Source organism: Microbacterium aquilitoris (assembly GCF_031932285.1).
Classification (GTDB): Bacteria; Actinomycetota; Actinomycetes; order Actinomycetales; family Microbacteriaceae; genus Microbacterium; species Microbacterium aquilitoris.
Window position 1 is genome coordinate 217,100 of record NZ_JAUZVT010000001.1, and the last position, 25,503, is coordinate 242,602.

The 25,503-nt window shown below is 69.5% G+C and carries 23 protein-coding genes; 12 read left to right on the forward strand and 11 right to left on the reverse strand.

The genetic code is table 11. The annotated features are described in order from the left end of the window. Positions 1 to 53 precede the first annotated feature (53 nt). The 4 genes from Q9S78_RS01015 to Q9S78_RS01030 form a co-directional block, all read right to left on the reverse strand. On the reverse strand, positions 54 to 1,100 hold the full coding sequence (locus Q9S78_RS01015) for an NAD(P)-dependent alcohol dehydrogenase (RefSeq protein ID WP_311868309.1): 1,047 nt from the start codon (positions 1,098 to 1,100) through the stop codon (positions 54 to 56). 103 nt (positions 1,101 to 1,203) lie between these two features. Next, entirely contained in the window at positions 1,204 to 3,477 is a 2,274-nt protein-coding gene (locus Q9S78_RS01020) for an alpha-L-rhamnosidase (protein ID WP_311868311.1), read from the reverse strand. 81 nt (positions 3,478 to 3,558) lie between these two features. Continuing rightward, a complete protein-coding gene (locus Q9S78_RS01025) occupies positions 3,559 to 3,918 on the reverse strand; it encodes a hypothetical protein (RefSeq protein ID WP_020098445.1) in 360 nt (119 codons plus the stop codon). Between the two features lie 79 nt (positions 3,919 to 3,997). Continuing rightward, positions 3,998 to 4,378 (reverse strand): MarR family winged helix-turn-helix transcriptional regulator, encoded by a 381-nt coding sequence (locus Q9S78_RS01030; protein ID WP_311858238.1) that lies wholly within the window; start codon positions 4,376 to 4,378, stop codon positions 3,998 to 4,000. Positions 4,379 to 4,673: 295 nt separating this feature from the next. Here Q9S78_RS01030 and Q9S78_RS01035 point away from each other — a divergent pair, with 295 nt between their 5' ends. The 7 genes from Q9S78_RS01035 to Q9S78_RS01065 all read left to right on the forward strand — a co-directional run bounded on the left by Q9S78_RS01035 (position 4,674) and on the right by Q9S78_RS01065 (position 12,130). Beyond that, the gene (locus Q9S78_RS01035) at positions 4,674 to 5,015 is read left to right on the forward strand and encodes a hypothetical protein (protein ID WP_020098443.1); all 342 of its coding nucleotides are present in this window, start codon (positions 4,674 to 4,676) and stop codon (positions 5,013 to 5,015) included. A gap of 142 nt (positions 5,016 to 5,157) precedes the next feature. Beyond that, the gene (locus Q9S78_RS01040; protein WP_018187631.1) at positions 5,158 to 6,030 is read left to right on the forward strand and encodes a formate/nitrite transporter family protein; all 873 of its coding nucleotides are present in this window, start codon (positions 5,158 to 5,160) and stop codon (positions 6,028 to 6,030) included. Between the two features lie 77 nt (positions 6,031 to 6,107). Further along, positions 6,108 to 8,684: a nitrite reductase large subunit NirB gene (gene nirB / locus Q9S78_RS01045; RefSeq protein ID WP_311868315.1), complete on the forward strand. Its 2,577-nt coding sequence runs from the start codon at positions 6,108 to 6,110 to the stop codon at positions 8,682 to 8,684. Next, entirely contained in the window at positions 8,681 to 9,061 is a 381-nt protein-coding gene (gene nirD, locus Q9S78_RS01050) for a nitrite reductase small subunit NirD (protein ID WP_018187633.1), read from the forward strand. Before nirB ends, nirD begins: the two co-directional genes overlap by 4 nt. Then, positions 9,058 to 10,293, forward strand: a complete 1,236-nt coding sequence (cobA, locus tag Q9S78_RS01055) for a uroporphyrinogen-III C-methyltransferase (RefSeq protein ID WP_311868321.1) — start codon at positions 9,058 to 9,060, stop codon at positions 10,291 to 10,293. The genes nirD and cobA overlap by 4 nt, the downstream gene beginning before the upstream one ends. Continuing rightward, entirely contained in the window at positions 10,290 to 11,438 is a 1,149-nt protein-coding gene (locus Q9S78_RS01060) for a uroporphyrinogen-III synthase (protein WP_020098440.1), read from the forward strand. The genes cobA and Q9S78_RS01060 overlap by 4 nt, the downstream gene beginning before the upstream one ends. Beyond that, positions 11,435 to 12,130, forward strand: coding sequence for a sirohydrochlorin chelatase (locus Q9S78_RS01065; protein ID WP_018187636.1), 696 nt, complete (start codon positions 11,435 to 11,437; stop codon positions 12,128 to 12,130). The genes Q9S78_RS01060 and Q9S78_RS01065 overlap by 4 nt, the downstream gene beginning before the upstream one ends. A gap of 7 nt (positions 12,131 to 12,137) precedes the next feature. Here the strand turns inward: Q9S78_RS01065 and Q9S78_RS01070 are convergent, their stop codons facing one another. The 3 genes from Q9S78_RS01070 to Q9S78_RS01080 all read right to left on the reverse strand — a co-directional run bounded on the left by Q9S78_RS01070 (position 12,138) and on the right by Q9S78_RS01080 (position 15,751). Then, positions 12,138 to 12,992: an EamA family transporter gene (locus Q9S78_RS01070; RefSeq protein WP_311868324.1), complete on the reverse strand. Its 855-nt coding sequence runs from the start codon at positions 12,990 to 12,992 to the stop codon at positions 12,138 to 12,140. A gap of 17 nt (positions 12,993 to 13,009) precedes the next feature. After that, entirely contained in the window at positions 13,010 to 14,263 is a 1,254-nt protein-coding gene (locus Q9S78_RS01075) for a serine hydrolase domain-containing protein (protein ID WP_311858247.1), read from the reverse strand. Positions 14,264 to 14,356: 93 nt separating this feature from the next. Continuing rightward, positions 14,357 to 15,751 (reverse strand): ATP-dependent DNA helicase, encoded by a 1,395-nt coding sequence (locus Q9S78_RS01080; RefSeq protein ID WP_311858248.1) that lies wholly within the window; start codon positions 15,749 to 15,751, stop codon positions 14,357 to 14,359. Between the two features lie 35 nt (positions 15,752 to 15,786). Here Q9S78_RS01080 and Q9S78_RS01085 point away from each other — a divergent pair, with 35 nt between their 5' ends. Next, positions 15,787 to 16,914, forward strand: a complete 1,128-nt coding sequence (locus Q9S78_RS01085; protein ID WP_311858249.1) for a hypothetical protein — start codon at positions 15,787 to 15,789, stop codon at positions 16,912 to 16,914. A 6-nt stretch (positions 16,915 to 16,920) separates the two neighbouring features. Here Q9S78_RS01085 and Q9S78_RS01090 read toward each other — a convergent pair whose 3' ends face one another. The 4 genes from Q9S78_RS01090 to Q9S78_RS01105 form a co-directional block, all read right to left on the reverse strand. Then, positions 16,921 to 18,912, reverse strand: a complete 1,992-nt coding sequence (locus tag Q9S78_RS01090; RefSeq protein ID WP_311868328.1) for a bifunctional copper resistance protein CopD/cytochrome c oxidase assembly protein — start codon at positions 18,910 to 18,912, stop codon at positions 16,921 to 16,923. Positions 18,913 to 18,994: 82 nt separating this feature from the next. Beyond that, positions 18,995 to 19,273, reverse strand: a complete 279-nt coding sequence (locus Q9S78_RS01095; protein ID WP_018187642.1) for an HU family DNA-binding protein — start codon at positions 19,271 to 19,273, stop codon at positions 18,995 to 18,997. A gap of 341 nt (positions 19,274 to 19,614) precedes the next feature. Beyond that, positions 19,615 to 20,517 carry an alpha/beta fold hydrolase gene (locus Q9S78_RS01100; protein ID WP_376716531.1) on the reverse strand — a complete coding sequence of 301 codons (903 nt, stop codon included), beginning with the start codon at positions 20,515 to 20,517 and terminating at the stop codon, positions 19,615 to 19,617. Between the two features lie 56 nt (positions 20,518 to 20,573). After that, entirely contained in the window at positions 20,574 to 21,605 is a 1,032-nt protein-coding gene (locus Q9S78_RS01105; RefSeq protein ID WP_311868334.1) for an alpha/beta hydrolase, read from the reverse strand. Between the two features lie 264 nt (positions 21,606 to 21,869). Here Q9S78_RS01105 and Q9S78_RS01110 point away from each other — a divergent pair, with 264 nt between their 5' ends. The 4 genes from Q9S78_RS01110 to Q9S78_RS01125 all read left to right on the forward strand — a co-directional run bounded on the left by Q9S78_RS01110 (position 21,870) and on the right by Q9S78_RS01125 (position 25,390). Then, entirely contained in the window at positions 21,870 to 22,247 is a 378-nt protein-coding gene (locus Q9S78_RS01110; RefSeq protein WP_020098432.1) for a hypothetical protein, read from the forward strand. 86 nt (positions 22,248 to 22,333) lie between these two features. Continuing rightward, positions 22,334 to 23,485 carry a hypothetical protein gene (locus Q9S78_RS01115; protein WP_155900375.1) on the forward strand — a complete coding sequence of 384 codons (1,152 nt, stop codon included), beginning with the start codon at positions 22,334 to 22,336 and terminating at the stop codon, positions 23,483 to 23,485. 698 nt (positions 23,486 to 24,183) lie between these two features. Next, positions 24,184 to 24,969, forward strand: coding sequence for a carbon-nitrogen hydrolase family protein (locus tag Q9S78_RS01120; protein ID WP_196800639.1), 786 nt, complete (start codon positions 24,184 to 24,186; stop codon positions 24,967 to 24,969). A 178-nt stretch (positions 24,970 to 25,147) separates the two neighbouring features. Then, positions 25,148 to 25,390, forward strand: a complete 243-nt coding sequence (locus tag Q9S78_RS01125) for a hypothetical protein (RefSeq protein ID WP_020098429.1) — start codon at positions 25,148 to 25,150, stop codon at positions 25,388 to 25,390. The last annotated feature ends 113 nt before the right edge of the window (positions 25,391 to 25,503 follow it).

Below are 25,503 nucleotides of genomic sequence, written 5' to 3' on the forward strand. Positions count from 1 at the left end.
TCTGTCGTGAGGGTAACACCCCCGGACGACGCCGTCCCGTCGGGTATCCGAACTCAGTCCTTCAGCGTCTCGATGTCGATCACGAAGCGGTAGCGGACGTCGGAGCGCAGCACGCGCTCGTAAGCGTCGTTGATCTCGTCCGCACCGATCAGCTCGGTCTCGGGAGCGATGCCGTGCGCGGCGCAGAAGTCGAGCATCTCCTGGGTCTCGGCGATCGATCCGATGTTCGAGCCGGCGAACGAGCGGCGGTTGCCGAACAGGGTGAATACGCGCAGCGACAGGGGCTCGGACGGTGCGCCGACGTTGACCATCGTGCCGTCCAGGCGCAGCAGACGCAGGTAGTCCTCGAGCTTCAGCGGCGCGCTCACGGTGTTGATGATGAGGTCGAACGTGTTGGCGAGGGTCGTGAACGTCGACGCGTCGCTCGTGGCGTAGTAGTGCGTCGCGCCGAACCGCTTGCCGTCCTCCTGCTTCGACAGGCTCTGCGACAGGACCGTGACCTCCGCACCCATGGCGGTGGCGATCTTGACGGCGAGGTGTCCGAGCCCGCCCATGCCCACGACGGCGACCTTGGAGCCGGCGCCGACCTTCCAGTGCGCGAGCGGCGAGTACGTCGTGATGCCGGCGCACAGCAGCGGCGCGACCGACTCGTACGGGAGCGCCTCGGGGATGCGCAGGACGAAGTCCTGGTCGACGACCACGTGCGTCGAGTACCCGCCCTGGGTGATCGTGCCGTCGCGGTCGACCGACCCGTAGGTCTGGGTGTTTCTGTTCAGGCAGTAGTTCTCCATGCCGGCGAGGCAGTTCTCGCACTCGCGGCAGGAGTTGACCATGCAGCCGACGCCGACCCGGTCGCCGACGGCGAAGTCCGTGACCTCGGAGCCGACCTCGACGATCTCGCCGGCGATCTCGTGGCCGACGACCTGCGGGTAGGTCACCGGACCCCAGTCGCCGCGGACGAGGTGGATGTCGGAGTGGCAGATCCCGGCGTAGCGGATCGCGATGAGGACGTCGCGGGGTCCCGTCTCGCGGCGCTCGATCGTCGTGCGGACGAGCGGGTCGGTCGCGGACGGCGCGGCGTAAGCGGCGACAGTAGGCATGGGGTCTCCTTGCTGATCGATAGACGGATGCCTCGGGTCGGGGCATCCCTCACGGGAAACGCTACGCCCGCCCTCTGATGAGTCTCATCGGAAGCACCGCGGGTCAGAGCGTGCTCGTGAAGACGTGTCCTCCGCCGCGGACCTCGACCGTCCGCCCGTCGGGGAGGACGACCTCGGCCGGCACGTCATCGGGGAGCGCGACCTCGACGGTGAGCTCGCCCGATGCGACCCGCCACGCGACGCTGACCTCCCCCTGCCGGGTGCGCAGCGAGGTCTCGGCCCACTCGATGCCCGGCCCGGGCCGAGGCTCGACGCGCACGCGGGCGTAGCCGGGGGCGGCAGGCCGAAGCCCGCCCACCACCTGGTGGATCCAGTCCACGACGGCGCCGAGAGCGTAGTGGTTGAAGCTCGTCATCTCGCCGGGGTTGATCGAGCCATCGGGAAGCATCGAGTCCCAGCGCTCCCACACGGTCGTCGCGCCCATCGTGATCGGGTAGAGCCAGGACGGACACTCCTTCTCGAGCAGCAGCCGGTACGCCTCGTCGACGTGCCCGGTCTCGGAGAGTGCCCACGTCACGTACGGCGTGCCGGCGAACCCGGTCGTCACCCGGAATCCTGACTCGCGGACGATCTCGGCGAGGCGCGCGGCGGCCCGGCTCCGCAGGTCGCCCTCGAGGACGCCGAACGTGATCGCGAGGGCATAGACGGTCGCGCAATCCGACCGGACGATGCCGTCGTCGTCGACGTAATGGCGGACGAACGCGTCCCGCGTGCGCGCGGCGAGGCCGCGCCAGCGGTGCGCCTCGGCATCGTTCCCGAGGACGGCGGCCGCCTCGGCGGCGAACGAGGCCGACCGGTACAGGCACGCCGTGGCGACGACCGCGGCATCCGCCTTCGCGGCGGCGGGATCCTCGGGAGGCGCGTCGGGGTCGAGCCAGTCGCCGAACTGGTTGCCGCGCTCCCAAAGGCCCCGCTCCGAGATCAGCGGCTCGATCGACGACAGGTGCATCGCCATGGCCGGGTAGTGCGCCGCGAGGCGATCGGCATCTCCGTAGGCCTGCCACAGCGCCTGCGGAACCCACACCGCCGCATCCCCCCAGATCGCGGTCGGACCGGCCCATTCGCTCAGGTGACCCGCGGGGAAGTTCGCGTACTTCAGAACGGCCGGCACGACGAACGGCACGGCGCCGTCGGGGGCGTGCTCGGTCTCGAGCCGCAGGTCCTGCAGCCAGCTGTCGAGGAAGTCCGCGGTGTCGAAGGAGAACGACGCGGATGCCGCGAACGCCGCGATATCGCCGGTCCACCCCAACCGCTCGTCCCGCTGCGGGCAGTCGGTCGGGACGCTCAGGAAGTTGCCGCGTTGGCTCCACACCGAGTTGTCGACGAGCCGGGTGACGAGCGGATCGGAGCACGAGAACCGACCCGTGCGAGCCATCTCGGAGTGGACCACGACGGCCTCCAGATCGGCGGCGCGCAGCTCACCGGGCCACCCCTCGACCTCCGCGTAGCGGAAGCCGTGGAACGTGAACGTCGGCTCGAAGGCGTCGACCCCGCCCGAGAGGACGAACTCGTCGGTCGCGTCGGCCGAACGCAGCGGCCGGACACCCAGCTCGCCGTCCTCGAGCACCTCCGCGTGACGGATGCGGATGAGGTCGCCGCGCGACCCCTGGACGGTGAATCTCAGCCATCCCACGAGGTTCTGTCCGAAGTCCACGAGCGTCCGACCCGACGGCGAGCGCCAGACGCGTTGCGCGGGAACCGCCTCGTGGCGCCGCACCGGCGGCGACGTCTGCGGGGCGAGCACGCCGTGATCGATCTCGCTCGTGCGCACGGCCAGCGGGGCACCGCCCTCGCGCAATCGAGCGTCGACGCTCTGACCGCGGTAGAGCGAGTTGCGGGTGACATCGGATGCCGCGGCACCCCAGGCATCCGATGTCGACACCCGCTGCACGGACCCGTCCCGATAGACGACCTCGAGGGTCGCGGCGACCGCGATCTCGTCGCCGTAGTCCGCATCGGCGTCGCCGAATCCGAGATGCCCACGCCACCACCCGTTGCCGAGGATCAGCGTCAGCCGCACGTCATCGTGCCCGCCGCGGACCGTATCCGTGACGTCGAACTGCTGGTACGTCAGGCGCCATTCGTAGGAGGTCCACCCGGGGTTGAGCACCGAGTCCGTCACCGGCACGCCGTCGACCTCGGCCTCGTACACACCCCGGGCGGTCGCCCACAGCGTGGCGGTGACGACGTCGTCGCGGAGCGCCGTGAGCGGGACGGTCGCGGTGAACCTCGGGGCGACGCCCTCAGCGGCCTCGGCCGAGAGGAAGACCGCTTCGGACAGCGGCGACACAGGGACGGGTGACGCGGACACCGGCATGGAGAGCCCCTTCGCTCAGACGTGAACCAGGCTCAGCCTAGAGTCACGCCGAGGCGCGGGGTCGTCGTGTCGCGAAACGTTTCAGCGGGATCCGAAACCGTCGAGGTCGGGGTCCCAGTAGGTGTCGGGTTCGATCTCGTAGGCCTGTTCGCCCGAGCTCTCGGCCTCGCGAGGGAAATGCGGATGGTGGCGCAGCTGGGCCGCAGCGAACGCGAAGTCCGGCTCGGGACCTTCCCATTCGGTCGCCACCGACAGGACGTCGTTCCCCACGCCGATGACGAGGGATGCCTCGCCGATCTCGTGATTTTTCTCGAAGACGATGGGGATCGTCACGGCATCCGCCCGTCCGAGTTCGGCGACGGCGGCGGTCAGGGTGATGAGAGCCTCCGCCACGTCATCGGTCGTGACCACGGTCTCGCCGGCGTAGGTGATGCATCTCATACCCCCACTATGCGCGGTGATACGCGTTTGCCCGGGGGTGTTGCGCTGGCGCCCCGAGCCGGGTACAGCATCCCGATCGTCAGGCGTCGACCGTCTCCTCGGTGACCACTGGGTCGACGCCGTCGACGGCGTCCGACATCTGTCGGAGGAATTCCACGACATGCTCCTGCGCCTCTGGGCTCATGCCCACGGCGACGTCGTACATGAGTCCGTGCATGCGTCCGAGCGTCTCGCGCACCTCCTCGTTCGCATGCGGAGTCGCGCGCACGAAGATGCTGCGACGATCGGTCGGATTCGCCAACCTTTCGATGCGTCCGGTCTTCTCGAGCCGGTCGAGCATCGTGGTGATCGACGCCGAGGTGACACCGAGGTACTTGACGAGCTCAGCCGGTCGCGCAGAATGGTCGGGCTGACGCAAGAGATAGCGCAGGGCGAGGAGCTCGTTCTCCCCCATCGCCATGGAGTCCCGCGTCCGGCGCCTCATCGCCGCCTCGGCAGCTCGATAGGTTCGGAGCGCCTCGAGCACTCGACGGGCTCGATCACGGTGGCCGGGGGCCTCGTCGTACCAATATCCGGTCTTCGACTCACCCGCAGCGGAGGTTCGATCTTCGCCGTCCGCCACATCCACTCCTTGTCGTTCGCGCCGTATCCGACGCCATGGTCGAGAATAGGTGATGGGGAGGAGCGGCCCAGTTCCCGTGGCACTGTTTCTTCGGATCCGCTAGTCTCCCGCCCGACCACGAGGGGAAGTCCCGATGCCGTTCCGCAGTAAAGAAACCCTCGAGGCGTGGGTGTCCGACTTCCACGATGCCCGCGGCGCGGGCGACCGCATCAAGGTCATCGTGCAGGACGGCTCCGACGGCGGCGACACGGGGCTCGTCATCGTTCCTCTCGAGAACGCATCCGTCTCGATCTCGATGGAGCCCGTCGAGATCGGCGGTGCCCCGTGGCGCGTGACGATCGAACCGCAGCCCGAGACGACGATCCTCAACAGCCATCAGCTCCACGGCATGGCCGTCGAGCTCGCGGTCGCCGCCGAGCTCTGCGCCTACCTCGAAGCCCGTTCCGTCGGTCACGACGAGCCGGACGACGCCTGAGACCCCTCCTTTCTCACATCGCGACCTCTTCGTTTGAGAGGAAGAGGTAACCAAAGCGGTCGATCCCCGCGCGATCGGGGGAAACACCCGCCCTTTAGCGTCGAGCCTCACACCCGGCTCCACGACTGAAAGGGATTCTGCGATGACGTACGTCAAGCCCACCGAGCTCGTCCAGACCGTGATCGACGCCGGCGCGTCGAAGGTCATGCTCTCCACCCGCGACACCCTCATCCGATCGATCATGGGCGGCGCGATCCTCACGCTGGCGGCCGCCTTCGCCGTCACGATCAGCGTCACCACCGGCAGTCCGCTCCTCGGTGCCGTGCTGTTCCCGATCGGGTTCGTGATGCTCTACCTGCTGGGCTACGACCTGCTGACGGGCGTGTTCGTGCTCGCCCCGCTGGCGTGGCTCGACAAGCGCCCGGGTGTCACGCTCGGCGGCATCCTCCGGAACTGGGGACTCGTGTTCCTCGGCAACTTCATCGGCGCCTTCGCGATCGCCGTGCTGATGGCGATCGTCTTCACGAACGGGTTCTCCACCCCGCCCAACGAGGTCGGACAGGCGATCGGCCACATCGGCGAAGGCCGCACCGTCGGCTATGCCGAGCACGGGGCGAACGGCATGCTGACCCTGTTCGTCCGCGCGGTCCTCTGCAACGCCATGGTCGCCACCGGCGTCGTCCTCGCGATGGTCTCGAAGGACGTCATCGGCAAGATCGTCGCGATGTGGATGCCGATCATGCTCTTCTTCTTCATGGGCTTCGAGCACTCGATCGTGAACATGTTCCTGTTCCCCTCGGGTCTGCTGCTGGGCGGTGATTTCACGATCGGCGACTACCTCATCTGGAACGAGATCCCGACGGTGGTCGGCAACCTCGTCGGCGGACTGCTGTTCGTCGGACTGCCGCTGTTCTTCACGTACGGACGCCCCGCGGCCCCCCGCCGCGTGCGCGCCTCGCGCCGTGAGGATGCCGCCCGCGCCGCCGCGGCGGACGCGCCCGTCGCCGTCCGGTGACGACCGTGGCCCGCCCCGTAAAGAGCCCGCAACACGACGGGACCTCGGCTGCAACGTCGTCCGCCTACGGTCGCGACATGAGCTCCACCGGCCCCACCCCGCCCCACGTGGTCGTGGTGGGTGCCGGGATGGTCGCCCATCGTTTCGTCGAGAGCCTGCTCAGCCGCACCGACGAGGCGTGGCGGGTCACCGTGATCGGCGAGGAGCCGCGGCATCCGTACGACCGCGTCGGCCTCACCTCGTTCTTCGCCGGCGCGTCCGCAGAGGACCTCGAACTCGACGCGTCGCCCCTGGCCGACGAGCGCGTGCGCTTCGTCCGGGGCGCGACCGTCACCCGCATCGACCGGGGCATCGCCGAGGTCGTCACCGACCGCGGCGAGCGCATCGGCTACGACCGGCTGGTCTTGGCGACCGGGTCGTACGCCGCCCGGCTCGCGGTGGACGGCTACGACCACGAGGGATGCTTCGTCTACCGCACCCTCGACGACGTCGAGGCGCTGGAGCGCTTCGTCGAGCGCCGGTCGGCCGAGCTCGGACGCCGGCTCACCGGAACCGTCATCGGCGGCGGGCTCCTCGGACTCGAAGCAGCCGGCGCACTGCAGGGACTCGATGTCGACTGCACCGTCGTCCAGTCCTCGGACCGCCTCATGTCGGCGCAGCTCGACCTGCCCGCCGGCGACGCCTTGCGTCGGCTCATCGAGCAGCGCGGGATCGGCGTGCGGACCTCGGCGCTGACGACGCGGCTCGACGCCGACCGCAGCGGCCAGGTGATCGGCCTCGAGTTCCGCGACGGCTCGTGGGAGCGCACCGACGTCGTCGTGTTCACCGTCGGTGTCCGTCCCCGCGACGAGCTCGCCCGCGCCGCCGGGCTCACGGTCGATCCGCGCGGCGGAGTCGTCATCGACGGCGGCTGCGACACGTCCGACCCGCGCATCCTCGCGATCGGTGAGGTGGCGAGCTTCGGCGGCCAGTGCGTCGGGCTCGTCGCACCCGGCTACGCCATGGCCGAGGTGGCGGCCGCGCGGCTGCTCGGACTCGAGGCGTCCTTCGCGGGCTTCGACGTCTCGACCAAGCTCAAGCTCTCGGGCGTCGACGTCGCCAGCTTCGGCGACGCGTTCGCCGAGACGCCCGGCGCACTCGACGTGGTCTACGCCGACCCGATCGCCGGGGTCTACAAGAAGCTGGTCCTCTCGGACGACGCGAAGACGCTGCTCGGCGGCATCCTGGTCGGCGACGCGTCGGCCTACGGTTCGCTCCGCCCCCTCGTCGGCGGCGCGCTCGGCGGCGATCCGGTCGCGTACCTCATGCCGCAGGACGGCGTCGCCGCCCCGACGGGCGAGCTGCCCGACGAGGCGCTGGTGTGCTCTTGCAACAGCGTCACGGCCGGCGGAATCCGCTCGGCCGTCCATGACGAGCGCTGCACGGACGTGAAGGCGATCAAGGCCTGCACGAAAGCGGGAGCGGCCTGCGGATCGTGCGTGGGCATGATCACGAAGCTCCTCGGCAGCGAGCTCGCGAAGACCGGCGCCCCCCTCAGCAGTGCGCTCTGCGAGCACTTCGCGATGTCGCGCCGTCAGCTCTTCGACGCCGTGCGCGTCTCGGGGCTGTCGACCTTCAGCGCGGTCATCGAGCGGTTCGGCACCGGGCGCGGCTGCGACATCTGCAAGCCCGTGCTCGCCAGCATCCTGTCGACCCTCACCGGTCGGCACGTGCTCGACGGCGAGAACGCGACGCTGCAGGACACGAACGACCACGTCATGGCGAACATGCAGAAGGACGGCAGCTACTCGGTCGTCCCCCGCATCGCCGGCGGCGAGATCACCCCCGAGGGCCTCGTCGTGATCGGGCAGGTGGCGCAGGACTTCGGGCTGTACACGAAGATCACCGGCGGGCAGCGGATCGACATGTTCGGTGCGCGCCTCGAGCAGCTGCCCGAGATCTGGAAGCGCCTCGTCGACGCGGGTTTCGAGTCGGGCCACGCCTACGGCAAGTCCCTGCGCACCGTGAAGTCCTGCGTCGGCTCGACCTGGTGCCGGTACGGCGTGCAGGATGCCGTGGGCATGGCCGTCCAGCTGGAGTTGCGGTACCGGGGGCTGCGGTCACCGCACAAGATCAAGCTCGGTGTCTCGGGGTGCGCGCGCGAATGCGCCGAGGCCCGCGGCAAGGACGTCGGCGTCATCGCGACCGAGGCGGGCTGGAACATGTACGTCGGCGGCAACGGCGGTTTCACGCCCCGCCACGCGGTGCTGCTGGTGGAAGGCCTCGACGACGCCGGGCTGCTGCAGGCGATCGACCGCTTCCTCATGTACTACGTCTTCACCGCCGACCGGCTGCAGCGCACGGCCCCCTGGTTCGAGGACCTCGAGGGCGGCATCGACGAGCTGCGCCGGGTGATCTTCGACGACTCGCTCGGGATCTGCGCCGACCTGGATGCCGCGATGGCCCGGCACGTCGAGAACTACGAGGACGAGTGGAAGGCGACCCTCGACGACCCCGAGAAGCTCCGCCGGTTCGCCTCGTTCGTCAACGCACCCACGACTCCCGACCCGTCGCTGGCGTACACCGCCGAGCGCGGCCAGGCGCGCCCCGCGACGCCCGAGGACCGCGACGCCGGTGTGCTCATCGCCGGTACGACACTGGAGGTGCGGCGGTGACGACGGTGACGCACGACACGGATGCCGCGGCCCCACCTGCGGGCTGGACGGCGATCTGCGCGGTGACCGACCTCGAGACCGAGCGCGGTCGGGCCGCCCTCCTCGGCGCCACGCAGATCGCGCTGTTCCTCACCCACGCCGGCCGCGTGCACGCCGTGCAGAACCTCGACCCCTACAGCGGCGCGCATGTCATCTCGCGCGGCATCGTGGGCACCCGCGGGGACGTCCCCACGGTCGCGTCGCCCATGTACAAGCAGGTGTTCGACCTTCGTACGGGCGTCTGCCTCGAGACGAACGGCAAAGAGCAGCACACCCTGCGCGTATGGCCCGCCGCCGTCGCGGACGGCATCGTCTACCTGCGGGGGGAGCAGTCATGACCACCATGCTCGGGCTCACCTTCTCGGGCCGCAGCGTCGTCTTCGTCGGCGGCGGCGCCGTCGCCGGGCGTCGCGTCGGGCGATTCCTCGACGAGGGCGCGCTCGTGACCGTCGTCGCTCCCGCGCTGGGCGACGCGATGCGCGCGCACGTCGATGCCGGCAGGGTCGCGTGGATCGCGCGCACCGCCCGTGAGAGCGACGTCGCCGAGGCGTGGTTCGTGCACGCGGCGACGGCCCAGGCATCCGTCGATGCGACGGTCGCGGCGTGGTGCGAGGCGGCTCGCGTGTTCTGCGTGAACGCGTCGGACGGCGCTCACGGGACGGCGAGGCTCACCGCCGAGACCCGCTCGGGGGATGTCATCGTCGCGGTCGCCTCCGACGCCGGCGTCGACCCGCGCCGATCCGCTCGACTGCGTGACGCGATCGGGGCGGCCCTGCGCGACGGGATGCTGCCGCTCCGTCGCCGCCGGAAGGCCGCCGGGCGCGTGGACCTCGTCGGCGGAGGTCCCGGCCCCGCCGACCTCATGACCGTCCGCGGTCGACGCCTGCTCGCCGAGGCAGACGTCGTGATCGCGGACCGGCTCGGGCCCACCGACATCCTGGTCGAGCTCGACCCCGACGTCGAGGTGATCGACGTCGGCAAGGCGCCCGGAAACCACCCGGTTCCGCAGGAGGAGATCAACGCCCTCCTCGTCGCCCACGCCAAGGCCGGCAAGCGCGTCGTGCGCCTGAAGGGCGGCGACCCGTTCGTCTTCGGGCGCGGCGGCGAGGAGGTCACGGCGTGCCTGGCCGCGGGCGTGCCCGTCGAGGTCGTGCCGGGGCTGACGAGCGTCGTCTCGGTCCCCCAAGCCGCCGGCATCCCGGTCACCCACCGCGGCACCGCCGCGGGACTCCACGTGACGATCGGCCAAGGTCCCGTCACCCCCGCCACCCGCGCCGCGCTCGCGGACGACACGATCACGACGGTCGTGCTCATGGGGGTCGCCGCCCTGCCGAAGCTCGTGGCCGCCGCCCTCGCCGCCGGCGCCCCTGCGGATCGGCCCGTCGCGATCGTCGAACGCGGCCACACGCCCACCCAGCGGACCACCCGCACGACCCTCGCCGCCGCGGTGACGGATGCCGCGGCCGCGGGAGTGAGCAATCCCGCCGTCATCGTGGTGGGCGACGTCGCCGCCGCAGGGCTCCTGCTGCCCGCGCCCGTCGCCGCGGGGAAGGGGGAACCGCCTCGGTGACGACCGTCCGCCCCGCCCTCTCGGCCGCGCTCGGCGGCTGCACGATCGTCATCGCCGTCGATCGTCGGTCCGCCGAGCTCGCGTCCGCACTGGAGCGGCACGGGGCGACGGTGCGGCACGCCCCCGCGCTGACGATCGAGTCGCACATCGACGATGACGCGCTCATCGGCGCGACGCGCGCGCTGATCGATGATCCGCCGGACATCGTCGTCGCCACCACAGGTGTCGGATTCCGCGGCTGGATGGAGGCCGCCGACGAGGCCGGGCTCCAGGGCGCACTCCACGCCGCCCTGGCGGGTGCGCAGATCGTCGCGCGCGGACCGAAGGCACGCGGGGCGATCCAGCAGGCCGGTCTCACCGCGGACTGGGTGGCTGAGTCCGAGACCTCCGAGGAACTCGGGGCGTTCCTGCTGGCAGAGGGCGTCGCCGGTCGCCGCGTCGCCGTGCAGCACCACGGGTCGGGAGCAGACGGGCTCGATGAGCTCTTCTCGGCCGCAGGCGCCGACGTCGTCAGCCTGACGGTCTACCGCTGGGGGCCACCGCCCGACGCGGCCGCCGTCGCCCGCTCGGTCACCCAGACCGCGCAGGGCGACGTCGACGCCGTCCTCTTCACCTCCGCGCCCGGCGCCGCGGAGTGGCTCGCGACCGCCCGTCGCGAAGGCGCGCTCGAGGCGATCGTCCGCCGGTCGACGGCGGGCACGCTCCTGCTCGCCGCGGTCGGGCCGATCACCGCGGGTCCGCTCGTCGACGCCGGCGCAGCTCCGCTCATCGCCGAGCGGGGCCGCCTCGGCTCCCTCGTGCGCGCCGTCGTCACCCACTTCGGGGGTGGCGGCGCGCCTGCCCTGGAGACCACCGCCGGGCGACTCGAGCTGCGCAGCGGCGCCGCTGTCCTGGGCGGCGCGCTCCTCACCCTGTCACCCACGTCCGCCGCCATCCTCGCCCTGCTCTTCGCCGCGCGAGGCGGTGTCGTTTCGCGCGGCGAGCTCGCCGCAGCCCTCCCCCGGTCGGGAACCGGCGACAGCACCCACGCCGTCGACGTGGCGATCGCGCGCACGCGGGAAGCCCTCGGCATCCCGACCCTCATCCGCACCGTCGTCAAACGCGGGTACCGCCTCGATGTCGTCACCCCGGGAGAGACACCATGACACCCGTCCTCATCGCCTGCTCGCACGGCACCAGCTCACTCGACGGTCGCGCCGCCATCTCCGACCTCGTCGAGAACGTGCGCCTGCTCCTTCCGGGCGTAGCAGTGGAGGAGGCGTTCGTCGACGTGCAGCAGCCCGAGATCGACGACGTCGTCCGCGCCACCGCCCCGCGCGACGCGATCGTCGTCCCCCTCCTCCTGTCGACCGGCTTTCACACCAAGGTCGACATCGCCCGCGCGGTGACGGATGCCGGGCACCGCGCGACCGCGACCGCCGCGCTCGGTCCGCATCCCCTTCTGGCCGACCTGCTCGCGACGCGGCTCCGCGAGGTCGGCCTCGCACCGGGCGATGCGGTGGTGCTCGCCGCCGCGGGGTCGAGCGATCCGGCGGCATCCGTCGACGTCGCCGCGATGGCCGATCTGCTGCGGGAACGCGTCGCCGCGCCGGTGTCCGTGGGCTTCGCCGCGGGCGGAGGGACGCGCATCGACGCAGCCGTCTCTGCGGCCCGGGATGCCGGAGCCCGCCGCGTCGTGGCCGCGAGCTATGTCCTCGCCCCCGGCTTCTTCGCCGACGTCATCGCCCGGGCCGGCGCCGACGCCGTCACGACCCCGTTGGCACCCGACGCGGCCGTCGCCGCCGTCGTGGTCGAGCGCTACCTCGCCGCCGTCCGCGCTCCCGTCGACGTGGCCTGAACGGGTTTCAGCCGATCGGCTCGGCGACGTCCTCGACACCACGACCCGCGGAGCGGACCGCGCCGACCGAGGCGACGATGACGAGCGCGATGCCCACGAGTTCGAGCGCGGTGAGGTGCTGCCCGAGCAGGAGGAAGCCCGCGAGTGCGGCCGTCGCGGGGGCGAGCGCCATGAGGATCGCGAACGCGGCCGCGGGAAGACGCCGGAGCGCGATGAGCTCGAGGGCGTAGGGGATCGTCGACGACAGCAACGCGACGGCGGCCCCGAGCGCGACGAGGTCGAGGCGCAGGAGCGCCGACCCTGCGTCCACGATGCCGAACGGCAGCGAGACCACCGCCCCGACGGCCATCGCGAAGGCGAGTCCGTCGAGCTTCGGGAACGCCGCGCCGACCTTGGCCGACGCGAGGATGTAGAGCGCCCAGGTGACCGCCGCCCCGAGAGCGAACACGACACCGAGCAGGTCGAGGCGGTCGAACCCGCCGCCGCCGAGGGCGAGCACGCCGACGAGCGCGAGCCCCGCCCAGATCCACGCCGAGGCCCGCCGACTCGCGATGATCGACAGAGTGAGCGGCCCCAGCACCTCGATCGTCACCGTCACCCCGAGGGGGAGCCGTTCGAGGGCGAGGTAGAAGAACCCGTTCATCACGGCCAAGGCGAGACCGAGTTGGATGACGCCCACCCACGCCGCGCGCGTCCGTCCCCGCCACGACGGGCGGGCGATGAGACCGAGGATGAGGGCAGAGAAGACCAGCCGCAGCATCACCATGCCGAGCGGGCCGACCTGAGGGAACAGCACGACGGCGAGAGAGGCACCCACCTCTTGGCAGCACAGACCCACGACGACCAGCCCGATGGCGGTCATCGATGTGCTGCGCGCGTTCACCCGCCGCAGATGGCGTAACCGGCGAGTTCCTCGCCGAGGCTCTCGACCGTCCACGGCAGGCCGACCTCGGGCGCCGTGCGGCCGTCGGCGGCCGGCGCCTTGGACGCGAGTGCCGCGAGCTGCCACGCGAGCAGGCGCGCGACGTTCGACGACGCCCGTGAGTCGTTCAGCACGACGACCACCGACATGCCGGTCTGGCGGTCGGCGAAGGCGGCCACCATGTAACCGGGGAGCGACCCGTACTGCCCGACGAGGCTGCCGCCCTGATAGGCGCCGCCCTTCGCCGTGAACCAGGTGGGCAGGCTGTCGCTGATGGGCGGGGCGCCCTCGAACCGCTGGTCGGTGTCGTAGGGGCGCGCGCCGACGGCGAGAGCCCGGACGTAGGTCGACAGGTCCGACACGGTCGAGACCGCGCCCGCTGCGGACGAGCCCACGCTCGAGGTCAGGTCCGTCATGTCGAGCGGAGCCTTGCAGTTCGGCTTGCCGTCCTCACCCGAGTCGAGGTACGACCCCTTGAGGCGGTCGCCGCCGCCGACGCCCATGGGCACCGACGTCGAGCCCATGCCGAGCGGCTGGAAGACGTACTCGTCGTACAGCTCGTCGAGGGACTGCCCCGAGGCGCGCTCGAGGACGAGGCCGAGGAGCACGTAGCCGGTGTCGGACTCGCCGAAGCGCGCTCCGGGCGCGAACGACGCCGGCTGGCCGAGGCCGTAGGCGACGAGCTCGCGCGGGTTCCAGACGCGCTCGGGCACCGTGAGCACACGCGAGAAGATCTCGTTCAGGTACCCGTGGATGCCGCTGGTGCTGTCGCAGAGCTGGGCCAGCGTGACCGTGCTCTCGCCGGGGTACGAGTCGAGCCACTTCCCGATGGTGTCGTCGAGCTTGACCGTGCCCTTCTCGACGAGGGCGTAGAGCAGGTCGCACGTCATGGGGCGGGTCGCGTTGACCGCTTTGAACGTCATCGACGGGTCGACCTTGGGCCCTCCGACGCCGGAGGTGCCTACGCCCGCGGTCCACTCGCCCGACCAGGGCACCGAGACCGAGACGATCGCGCCGCTGGCGCCGATCGACGTCATGGCCGTCTGCGTGAGCTCCTGCATCTGCGTCGTCAGATCGGACGGCAGAGCACCGTCGACCTGGTCCACACCGATGTCGACCCGGTCGGGTTCGGGAGCGCAGGCGCCGAGACCGATCGCGAGGCCGAGCGCCGTCACTGCAGCGAGCACTCGCCTCGACACACGTCCTGCCACGCGCAGATCACCCCCGGTTTTCGTCTCAATGATTACAGCACACCCGTCCGCTCCCTCCGCTCGCGCACGTCGCGCGGCGACGGATGCCGCCTGTCAGCCCGCGTTCTGCGCCGCCCGCACCCCGGCCATGAAGCGCCGCACGTCCCGGTCGACCAGGATGTCGGCGGGGCGCAGCGGGCGCGAGAGGTAGAGCCCGTCGAGCGTCGTGAGCCGCGACAGCGCGACGTAGGTCTGCCCCGGGGCGAACGCACCGTTGCCGAGGTCGATGATCGCCCGGTCGTAGGTCTTGCCCTGCGACTTGTGGATCGTCACCGCCCACGCCAGCCGCAACGGGAACTGCGTGTACTCCGCCACGATCTCGCGGGTCAGCTTGCGCGTGCCGGGATCGTACGCGTAGCGGAACTTCTCCCACACCGTCGGCTCGACGTCGTGCTCCTCGCCGTCGAGCTCGACGCGGACGGTTCCGCCCGCGATGCGCGTGACGGTGCCGATCGATCCGTTCACCCAGCGCGGGCCGTCGCCGCCGAAGCCGCCGACGTCGTTGCGCAGGAACATCACCTGAGCGCCCACCTTGAGCTGCAGCTCCTGGTCGGCGGGGTACGACGCGTCGCCGCGGCCGAAGTCGCCGCTGATCTCGGCCCGAGCCGTCTGCGCGGGGCCCGGCAGGGCGTCGAGGTGACGCTGGTTGATGCGCGACACGATGTCGTTGCGGGTGGCCAGGGTGATGATCGGCACCTCATCCGCTGTCGGCTCCGGCGGCTTCCGCGCACCGGCCGCGTTCAGCGCGCCTGCGATGTCGGCGGTCACGATCCCGTGGCGCACCGCGTTCAGCATCGTCTTGAACGCGTCGTCGGACTGGCGGTGGATGTTGCGGAGCTCGGCGATGTTCAGCGGAGCGCCGACCCGCCCGAGGTCGAGCAGACCGTCGGAGCGGATGGCACCGGCATCCGCTCGAGGACCGGCCCACACCTGCGCGTCGAAGAACCAGAACGAGCGGTAGTGGTCCTGGATGTAGCGCAGTTCGTCGCCGCGGGGCGGCACCGGCGAGAGCTGGTACGGGTCGCCGAACATGACGACCTGCACGCCGCCGAAAGGCTCGGCGCGCTTGCGTCGCGCCTGGCGGAGCGAGCGGTCGATCGCGTCCATGACGTCGGCGTTGACCATCGACACCTCGTCGATGATGAGCGTGTCGATCGCGTTCAGGATCTTGCGGGTCGCCTCGGTCTGTTCGATCTCGCTGTCGGCGATGAGCCCGATCGGCAGCTTGAACAGCGAATGGATCGTCTGGCCTTCGACGTTGAGGGCGGCGACGCCGGTCGGCGCGCAGATCGCGATCTGCTTGCTCGTGTTCCACGACAGGTGCTGGAGGAGCGTGGACTTGCCTGTCCCGGCGCGTCCCGTCACGAACACGTGCTCGCGGGTGTCCTCGATCAGACGGAAGAGCGCGTCCTGTTCAGGAGACAGGGGCGGCGTGCTCACCGGAACCATGCTAGCTACCAGCGGGGCTTTCCTAGACTGGGCACGTGGAACACGACGGTACCGACCAGACGGCGGATGCCGCTGCGCCGGACGCCACCGTCGTCGCGACCCGCACGGCCACCGTCGCGGGGCCCCGACGCCGACGTAAGCTCGCGATCGACCTGACGGTGCTGGGGGTCGTCGGCATCCTGCTCGTCGGCGCGATCGGTGCGAGTTCCGCCGTGCTCTACCGACAGCTCTACAGCCCGACCGCGTTCGTCCTGGACTACCTGCACCTGCTCGCCGACGGACGCGCGACCGACGCGCTCCTCGTCCCCGGCGTCTCGACGACGTCGTCGACCCTCGCCGCGGCGAAGCTGCCCGCCGACGCGAGCGGTGCCCTGTTGCGCAGCAACACCCTGACGCCGCTGTCGGACGTCGAGCCGGTCTCCGAGACGACGGATGCCGACGGCACGACGACGGTCACCGTGTCGTACCGGGTGGGCGGCCACGCCGGTACGACGACGTTCGAGGTGGAGCGCGACGAGGACGAGAGCGGTCTCCTCCCCCGGTGGCGTTTCGCGCAGAGCCCGCTCGCGGTCATCGAGCTCGCGGTGCGCGGCTCGATGCAGTTCGAGGTGAACGGCTTCTCGATCGACAAGCGTCAGGTCTCGCCCGACGGCAGCGACGCCGACCCCCTCGAACCGATCCCGCTGCTCGCCTTCTCTCCCGGGCTGTACTCCATCACCGTCGACACGGCCGCCACGACGAGCCCCGGCGTCGCCGTCCTCTCGGACACTCCCCTCGCCGAGATCCCGGTGTCGTTCCAGGCGGAGCCGACCGAGAAGTTCATCGGTGTCGTGCAGCAGGAGGTGGACGACTTCCTCGCACAGTGCGCGACGCAGAAGGTCCTCCAGCCCACGGGGTGCCCGTTCGGCTACTACGTGCGCAACCGCATCGTCGAGCCGCCGAGGTGGAAGATCGAGGAGAACCCCGTCGTGACCCTCGAGCCCGACGGTGCCGGGTGGGCGATCACCCGCACGCAGGCGGTCGCGAAGATCGACGTGCAGATCCGCTCGATCTTCGACGGCTCGGTCTACGACGTGAACGAGCTCGTGCCGTTCTTCCTCACCGGCAAGATCACGATCCTCCCCGACGGCACGGCGTCCATCGCGGTCTCGGCCGCCGACTGAGCGCGGTCAGCGCGCCGCTTCGCGCCGGGCATCCCGCTCATCGCGGGCGGCGATCTCCGCGAGTCGCGCGTTGTACGCCTCGAGCTCCGCATCGCCGCTGCGATCGGCCTGACGGTCGCTGCTGCGCTGACGACGCTCGTCGGAGCGGCTCCACTGCACGGCGACCACGATCGCGAGGATGAGCGTCGGGATCTCGCCGATGGACCACGCGATGCCGCCGCCCATGTACTGGTCGGCGAGCGGATCGAGCCCCCACGGGCGGGCCATCGACCCGAACCATTCCGCGACGAACAGGCCCGACGACATCATGATCGAGATGCCGAAGAACGCGTGCATCGCCATGACGCCGATGAGGGTCAGCAGGCGACCGGCGTGAGGCAGCCGGTACGGAATGGGATCGATGCCGACGAGCGACATCACGAAGAGGTAGCCGACCGTCAGGAAGTGCAGCACCATCCACTCGTGCCCGAGGTGGTCGTAGAGCGTCCACCGGAAGATGTCGGTGTAGTAGAACGCCCAGAGCGACACGATGAACAGCGCTGCGGCCACGAGCGGGTGCGTGATCACCTTGGCGTAGGGGCTGTGGATGGCCCACAGGATCCATTCGCGACCGCCGCGCGTGCCGTCGTCCCGCTTGCGGATCGCGCGCGAGGCGAGGGTGATGGGGGCTCCGAAGACGAGGCACATCGGGATCGCCATCGACAGCAGCATGTGGCCCACCATGTGCATGCTGAACAGGTAGTCCTGGTAGGCGTTGACGGGACCGCAGGTGACGTAGAAGAGGAGCACCAGGCCGGTGATCCAGAGCACCGTGCGGCCGACCGGCCAACGGTCGCCGCGGCGGGCGAGGCGGCGGACGCCCGCGAGGTAGAAGAACAGTCCGAAGCCGACGGCGAACGCCCAGATCAGGTCGACGTCCCACGCCGTGAAGAAGCGGTCGATGGTGAGCTCGGGCGGAAGGGCCGAGCCCGTCAGCACCTCGGCCGGCGTGCGATCGAGCGGCAGCGTGGTGTCGACGGGCGGCGGCGTGAGTGACAGGGCGACGGCGGCGCCGGAGGCGATCCCCATGAACACGACCTCGAGGAGGACGAGCGTCCAGAAGCGGGCCGCGACGGCGGTGTCACGGATGCCGGCGATCAACCGACGCCGGTAGACGGCACCCAGGACGCCCATGGCCAGCAGCGCGACGACCTTCACGATGAGGATCGCGCCGTAGGCCGAGAAGAGGTTCTGGAACGAGAGGATGCCGATGGCCGCCCGCGCGATGCCCGACAGGGTCACGACGACGAAGGCGGCGAGGGCGATGCTCGAGTAGCGCTGAAGGACGTCGGCGAGCCGGTCGCGCGTCAGCAACGGGCGCAGGAGGATCAGCAGGAGCAGCCCGCCCAGCCACGCCGCCGCGGCGATGATGTGGAGCGCGAGCGAGGTGACCGCGATGTTGTGGTTCGCCTCGCTGCCGGTGTGCCCGGCCGTCGCCATCGGTACCATGGCGGCGATCGCGAGCACGGCGACGAGGAGGGTGGGCAGCCACCCGCGGACGGCGAAGGCCAGCACGGTGAGGACCGCTCCGGCGACGGTGGTCATGAGCCACGCACGACCGGGGTCGGTGTCGACGAGGAAGCGACCGAGCTGCTCGCCGAACGCGGCGTCGGCGCTCGGCCGCGCGGGGATCACCTTGAGGAACGTCAGGTACCCGGTGACACCGCTCGCGACGGTGAGGATCGCGGCGCCGGCAGAGGCGGCATCCAGGGCGAAGTCGAACTCCTTCGACCCGGCGACCAGCGAGAAGAGAGCCAGGACGAGTGAGCCGACGAGCACAGCAGCCGACAGGTTGACCGTGAGCTCGGTGACCGGCAGCACCCAGCGGACGACGGGGCCGGGATCGCCGATGACGAGGGGCGTCGCGCCGCCGCCGTAGGCCAGACCCAGCAGGAGCGCGATCAGACCGGCGCCTGCGAGGATCGCGGGCCCGGCGAAGCGGAGAGCACGCGGATTCACCCTGCAAGCCTACGCGCGGGCAGGTGGGGGAACGCCGAAGGGGGATGCCTCGCGGCATCCCCCTTCGTACGACTGCAGCGTCTTACTTGACGGCAGCCTTCAGCTTCGAGCCGGCGCTGACCTTGACGCGCTTGCCGGCGGGGATGTTGATCTCGGCACCCGTCTGCGGGTTGCGGCCGGTGCGAGCGGAGGTCTCGACCTGCTCGAACGCGATCCAGCCCGGGATCGAGACCTTCTCGCCCTTGGCGACAGCCTCGGACACGGACGCGAACAGGCCGTCGACGACGCGCGAGACGGTGGCCTGGCTCTCGCCGGTGGCGCTGGCGATGCTGGCGACGAGTTCGGTCTTGGTGATGGCCATGGTGCTCCTCCAGACGGCGGATCGCCGTCTTCAGTTACTCGGACCGACGGGGTGACCGCCGGTTGGTCGTTGCGACCGGTCCCGAATATACCCACGAACCCCGTGATTCCGCGGATTTTCGGTCATCTGGGCCGTAATCGGACGGCGTGTCGCGTGTCGGATGTGACTTTTGAGGCGAATGAGGCCGTTTCGGCCGGATTCCGCGGAATTCCGCGGAGGGGGTTGCTTTTCGGGCCGTGTGTGCGTGTCCGCCCGCCGGTTGCCGGATTCGGACGCTGTTGTCGGATTCGGATCGGGGGGCGCTCTCCCGTCCGAGTCCGGCGCACATGTCCGAATCCGGGTCACTCGCGGGCGAACTCGTCTGCCGCGTCGCAGGCGAGTTGCGCCGATGCCGGACCACCGTGCCCCTCCTCCTCAAGGATGTGCAGCCGGCTGCCCGGCCAGGCGCGGTGCAGCAGCCACGGCGTGAGTGCGGGACCGCTCACGTCGCGTCGGCCGTGGATGAGGACGCCCGGGATGCCGGTGAGCCGGTCCATCCGCTCGAGGACGGGCGCGTCGAGGAAGCAGTCCTGCGACCAGTAGTGCGTGACGAGAGTGGCGAAGTTCTCGCGCGAGCGCGGGTCGTCGTGCAGCGGGCCGGGTGTCGCCCAGGGCGAGAGGGTGATGTGCGCCGACTCCCATGCATCCCACGCGTCGGCCGCACGGGTGCGGACGGCCGGGTCGGGGTCGCGCAGCATCCGCGCGTAGGCGTCGACGACGCGTTCACCCGCGGGCACGAGGTCGCCGAGCCGGTCGCGGGCCTCGGGGAAGATGCATCCCACCCCGTCGGTGATCCACTCGATCTCGTCGCGCGCACCGGCGGTGACGGCGAGGAGGATGATTTCGCTCACCCGCTCGGGGTGGGCCTGCGCGTAGGCGAGGGCGAGGGTCGACCCCCACGAGACGCCGTAGAGGAGCCAGCGGTCGATGCCGAGGTGCTCGCGGAGCCCCTCGATGTCGGCGATGAGCGTGGGAGTGGTGTTGGTGTCGAGGTTCTCGAGGTCGTCGATCGCCCAGGGCGTGCTGGCGCCGCATCCGCGCTGGTCGAGACCGACGATGCGGTACCGCTCGGGGTCGAACACGCGCCGGTAGCCGCCCTTGCCGAGGCCGCCGCCGGGTCCGCCGTGCAGGTAGAGCGCGGCGCGGCCGGTGTCGGAGCCCGAGACCTCCCAGTGGAGGCGGGCGCCGTCCGGTCGGTCCAGCATTCCGGAGGCGTGGGGTTCGATCGGAGGATGCACGTCGCGCACGCTACCAGTGCGCCTCAGATGCGGCGGAGCGCGGCGACGACGTCGTCCTCCCAGCGGCGCGCGGCCGGGAGTGCGCCGACATAAAGAGGGGTGTCGTGCGTCACGCCGAGGTAGCGGGTCGCGCTCGTGTCGACCCCGGCATCCCGCAGCCTCGCCGCGTAGGTCGCGCCGTCGCGGCGGAGCGGGTCGTACTCCGCCGTGAGCACGACGGCGGGCGGAAGGCCCGCGTGCGAGGCGGCCCGCATCGGCGACGCGTACTGCTCGCGCGCCCGCGACCGGTCGCCGAGGTAAGTGCTCGCGACGGAGCGCAGCTCGCGCAGCGCGATGAAGGCGGGAACGCCCAAGGCGTACGTCGCGCGCAGGTCGATCCACCGGCCGGTGAGGTCGGTGACCGGAACCTCGAGGATCTGCAGCGTCGCCTGGGGTGTGCCGCGGTCGCGGTTGAGGAGGGTGAGGGATGCCGCGAGGCATCCGCCGGCCGAGGCACCGTTCAGGCCGATCCGGTCCGGGTCGATCCCGAGCTCCTGCGCGTGCGTGTGCAGCCACACCCACGCGGCGTGGACCTGCTCGATCTGCGTCGGATAGCGCTGCTCGGGAGCGAGCGAGTACCCGACGGTGACGAGCACGACGCCGGAGCGGTCGGCGCGGCGGCGACACGAGGCATCCGCCGTCGGATAGTCGATGCCGCCGATGCGGAACGCACCGCCGCCGATCACGAGGCACGCAGGTGCCGGGGTCGGGGCGGAGGCGGGGCGGTAGATGCGAATGCGGACGTCGGGGTGCCCCTCGACCGGCACGGTGACGTCGGTGGTCTCCATGTCGGGACCGGGGATGCCGGCGTTGCGCAGCTCCATGCGGTCCCAGTTGAGCGCGGCGCGACGGTGCCGCTCGCGCGGGGTGAGCGGCGTCGTCTTCTTCGCCGAAGCGGATGCCGGCGGCGCCGGCGGCGCCGGTCGGAACCGCGCGGTCAGATCGGTCCACGCCTTCTTCGCAAGGTATCGCCGATGCGTGCGCAGGCGCTCGCGGAAGAACGGATCCAGCGGCATTGGGCTCCCTCCGACCGTTCGAGCGTAGCCCGGGCGCGGCCGGTGGGGCGGTGTCGAGGTGGGGCCGCAGGCCCCCACCGAAAACGTTCGCGGGGAGTTTCGGCGAGCGCAGATTTCGGTGGGGGTTTTCGGCGGGTCGATCCACGGCGTGTCGGACGCCCGCAAGGCCCTGACCGGCCGCGCGCCGAAAACGATCGTTTCTGGCGTCTCCGTCGTCGGAGCTCAAGAATGCGAGGCATAAGGCGAGCCACCTAGAGTGACGACATGGCGCCGACGTCGACTGGTAACCGTAAGTTGCTGCGGGTGACGCTGCTCACTGTCTCGATTGTTCTGCTGCTTCTGGTCGGGGCCGTTGCCGCGCCGTTTCTCTTTTGGAAAGAGGATCCAGACCGCCGCTGTGTGCTGCAGACAAAGGAGCTCGCCCCGCCTGCCGCCTTGCCGCTCACGGAGGCCACTGAAGCTGAGGTGCGCGGCGAGACAACAGTCTTTCCTCTGATGCTCCGCTGCTCGTGGCCGGTGGAGGACGGTCGCGTGTGGACAGACGACGGGTGGTCTCGTACGTTGATCGTGTACGGGGGAATGGCTCTTGCTGTTGGGGGGATCTACGCTTCCGTGCGCTCAAAACGCAAAATCGGGGGGTAAGTGTGAGGAAAACAAGCACAACTGCAGGGGCAATGTTGGCCGCGGCGATACTCATCGTCGGCCCGGCTAGTGCGTCTTCTGCCGTAGTGGCAACGCCTGCCGAGACGGAGGAGGAGCTTGGCAAAATATCCGTCCTTCAAGCGGCTTTCAGTCATCACATCGAGCTCGATGACGCTCTGAACATCAGCGAGTCCTACCCCGGTGACGTGGTCGGCGTCCGCTTCGAGAACGATCAGGTCGTCGGGGAGTACTTTCTAGGCGGCGATAAGAGCCCAGCGGAGTTTCTCGCGCAGTTCGCTGACATGTACGGCACCCAGCCCGAGGCTTCTTCGCTCCTCGTCGCTGTCGACTATCGCGATCCGGAACTAGCTGGAAGCGCGCGTGGGAGCTCGCCCACATATGAGCCCCTTGCTGAGATCGACGTTCCGGGAACTCCATTTGTCGCGCCCCGGATGACGTCCGAGGATGCAGCAGAGCTGCGTGAGAATAACAGGGGGGGACCTGAGACAGTGTCCGCCGACTCGCAGAAGGTATCCGCCTCGTCAGCTACCGCGGCGGCCGCCGCCACGACGGTCAGATGGCAACCACAGGTCGTCTATGCAGGAACGATACGGAGCGGCAAATCACAGTACTTCTACAACAGCCTGGACTGGTACGCCCCTTACGGACCGAAAACCTTGACAGGGCCAATCGGCATCGAGTTCGAGATAAACATCCAAAACGGAGCCTCAGGCACTCGAGGAAGCGTGGTTCCTGGTCAGATCTGCGGGCCTAACTTCCGGGATCAGTTCATCGCAAAGAACTACAACCTGAACAGCTGGTCGATTTCGTCGTACTACGGCGGCGTCAGCAAGGCCTATCCCTACGCTGATCTGAACGATCTGTTCGACCCGTGTGGATTGAATTCGATGGCTGTTGGGCTGGCGTCTCCCTACGATCTGCCAAACTTCCCCGCTGGGCCGAATGCCAGCCTCGAAACCTTCATCGACGCGAAGGTAGGGACTAAGACCTCGAGCCTTGTCAGTGGCAACCTTCAGCTCGTCGACAGTTCGCTCTGTACCTTCAACGGAACGTTCGCGTTCACCGACTGCATGGGACTTCAAGGTGTCGACCCCGCCTGGAAATATGCAACTTCCCGCAGCACCCTGAACGAAACCCGGGCCTGGAAGGCCAGTCCTGAAAAGTGCTGGGTCTCCGCAGACTACGGGAGGATTGCGCCGGTCAGCCAGCCCTGCTGATCTTCGTATGCGTGTGCTGGGCACGCCCACAGAACGTGTCCAGCGCATGCATAGACAGCTTCGTGAACCCCGGCTGCTCGTAGTACCGCGCAGCTTTGACACTCACCCCAGCGCGTGTCGCCAACTCTCCCGAAAAGGTCCGCCGAAACCAGGTTCTGATACACGTTTCCGGTGGGCACATTGCTGCCTCTCGTTCGGGGCCGCCGGAAACGATCGTTTCCGGCGCGTCGAGCGGCGGCCCCGTTCGCCTCAGGACAAACGACGGGCTTGAGCATGAACCCCTATCGTGGGCTCATGACCCGGTTGATCCGGCGAGCATCCGCAGGCTGCCTCCGTCTGCTGCCCTGGGTCGCTGCCGGCTTCGCGGCCGGTGTGCTCCTCGGCGTCTTGTATGTGCTCATCGCCTGGTTTCCTGACGCAATGGCCAGCTTCGCGGACAATCGGCAGTTCGTCGACCCGCGAAACGTTCTGATGGGTTGGAGTGGCACCTTTGGGACCGTATCCGGGTTGGTGGGCGCGCTCATCGGTCTGGGGCTGGGAGCCGTCTCATCGGGCCGCGAGAGTCTGAGAGGACGGGGATCCCGCGGGCCCGATGTCTAATGCCGGCTGGCCCAGTCGACGAGATGCCCCCGGTCAGGAACCATCAGTTTCGGCCGGTTGCGGAGAGCTACAACCCCGCCAGGTGCGACAGTGTGAAGGTGACTCTTCGCATAGCGGCCGTTCAGGCCGAGGCCTCGCCGGGTGAGGTCAACCGCAACATCGCGAAGGCCGTCGATTTCATCCAGCGGGCCTCCTCGGAGAAGGTCGACGTCATCGTGTTCCCGGAGGCTTTCGTCACGGGCTACGACGACGCAGCTTTCACCGGATCGTTGCCTGCATCAGCAGAGCTCGACTGGCTCGATCGCGTCCAGGAAGCCGTCGACGTAACGGGACTGCTGGTCATCTTGAACACCGCCCTCGACCGCGGCGGGCGATCGACCTTGACGGACATCGTTCTCGCACCCGGTCGAGCCCCGGTCTTGGCGTACGACAAGCAGCATCTCTACGACAGCGAACGCCGCTGGTTCACTGCGGGCGATCACGGGTGCTCGCTATCCGCGGGTGACCTGAGACTGGGGTTGTCGGTCTGTTACGACGCAAATTTCCCGGAGCACGCGGCCGCGGCCGCCTTCAACGGTGCGGTTGTCTACATCAACAGCGGCGCGTACTTCCCCGGCGGCGAGCACCGACGCGACTTGCACTACGCCGCGCGAGCACTCGACAACGGCATGTACGTCGTTTTCAGCGGCCTCATCGGAGGCACTCATCAGTTCATCGGCGGATCCGCCGTGTTCAACCCGCTTGGACAACGTATCGCTCACGTTCCCACCGCCGAGGGGATGGCCATAGCTGACATAGATCCCAACCTGATTTCTCGAATCCGCTCAGAGCAACGGATGTGGGCTGATCGTCGAGTGAGCCTCGGCGAGTACGAACACCACTAGGAACAGCTCTGGACGCCCCTGCCGCTAATCGCAGGTGCACCAGAAACGTCTGCCAAAACTAGGTAGCGGTTGCCGTTTGTGGCGCACCATACTCGGCATCTCGGAGGCACACACCGAAAACGATCGTTTTCGGCAGGCCGAACTACCCACCGACGCGGGTGTTGTGAGTGATGCAAGCATGGCTTTCATGACGCCCCGCAAACAGCGCACTATGGTCATCGTGGTGCTGACGATTTCGGCGCTGGTGGCGATCTTCACAGCCGTCGCGCTTCCGCTCATCTTCGATGAGCCACCCAACTGGTGGTCAGTCCTCGGGGCTGTGTGCACCTGCGCCGCGATGATCATTCTGCTTGCCGAACTGCGGAGACGCGAACGGCAAGATCGAGACAACAACGGCCCTTCTGACGCCCGCCGACAGTAGGTTTCGCGCGACTGTTCTGGGTGCCCCGTAGCTGCTCGGTCGCTCCTCCGCCGGTAAAGATCGTTTCCGGCGGTCGGGTCGTGGCGCTCGCAAGCGATAGGTGCGCGGGCGAG

What these genes read in the sequence shown, in the direction of transcription:
- Q9S78_RS01015 (WP_311868309.1), bottom strand. Translation starts at nt 1,100, where the DNA reads ATGCCTACTGTCGCCGCTTACGCCGCGCCGTCCGCGACCGACCCGCTC.
- Q9S78_RS01020 (WP_311868311.1), bottom strand. Translation starts at nt 3,477, where the DNA reads ATGCCGGTGTCCGCGTCACCCGTCCCTGTGTCGCCGCTGTCCGAAGCG.
- Q9S78_RS01025 (WP_020098445.1), bottom strand. Translation starts at nt 3,918, where the DNA reads ATGAGATGCATCACCTACGCCGGCGAGACCGTGGTCACGACCGATGAC.
- Q9S78_RS01030 (WP_311858238.1), bottom strand. Translation starts at nt 4,378, where the DNA reads ATGGCGATGGGGGAGAACGAGCTCCTCGCCCTGCGCTATCTCTTGCGT.
- Q9S78_RS01035 (WP_020098443.1), top strand. Translation starts at nt 4,674, where the DNA reads ATGCCGTTCCGCAGTAAAGAAACCCTCGAGGCGTGGGTGTCCGACTTC.
- Q9S78_RS01040 (WP_018187631.1), top strand. Translation starts at nt 5,158, where the DNA reads ATGACGTACGTCAAGCCCACCGAGCTCGTCCAGACCGTGATCGACGCC.
- nirB (WP_311868315.1), top strand. Translation starts at nt 6,108, where the DNA reads ATGAGCTCCACCGGCCCCACCCCGCCCCACGTGGTCGTGGTGGGTGCC.
- cobA (WP_311868321.1), top strand. Translation starts at nt 9,058, where the DNA reads ATGACCACCATGCTCGGGCTCACCTTCTCGGGCCGCAGCGTCGTCTTC.
- Q9S78_RS01065 (WP_018187636.1), top strand. Translation starts at nt 11,435, where the DNA reads ATGACACCCGTCCTCATCGCCTGCTCGCACGGCACCAGCTCACTCGAC.
- Q9S78_RS01070 (WP_311868324.1), bottom strand. Translation starts at nt 12,992, where the DNA reads ATGACCGCCATCGGGCTGGTCGTCGTGGGTCTGTGCTGCCAAGAGGTG.
- Q9S78_RS01080 (WP_311858248.1), bottom strand. Translation starts at nt 15,751, where the DNA reads ATGGTTCCGGTGAGCACGCCGCCCCTGTCTCCTGAACAGGACGCGCTC.
- Q9S78_RS01095 (WP_018187642.1), bottom strand. Translation starts at nt 19,273, where the DNA reads ATGGCCATCACCAAGACCGAACTCGTCGCCAGCATCGCCAGCGCCACC.
- Q9S78_RS01100 (WP_376716531.1), bottom strand. Translation starts at nt 20,517, where the DNA reads ATGCTGGACCGACCGGACGGCGCCCGCCTCCACTGGGAGGTCTCGGGC.
- Q9S78_RS01105 (WP_311868334.1), bottom strand. Translation starts at nt 21,605, where the DNA reads ATGCCGCTGGATCCGTTCTTCCGCGAGCGCCTGCGCACGCATCGGCGA.
- Q9S78_RS01110 (WP_020098432.1), top strand. Translation starts at nt 21,870, where the DNA reads ATGGCGCCGACGTCGACTGGTAACCGTAAGTTGCTGCGGGTGACGCTG.
- Q9S78_RS01125 (WP_020098429.1), top strand. Translation starts at nt 25,148, where the DNA reads ATGGCTTTCATGACGCCCCGCAAACAGCGCACTATGGTCATCGTGGTG.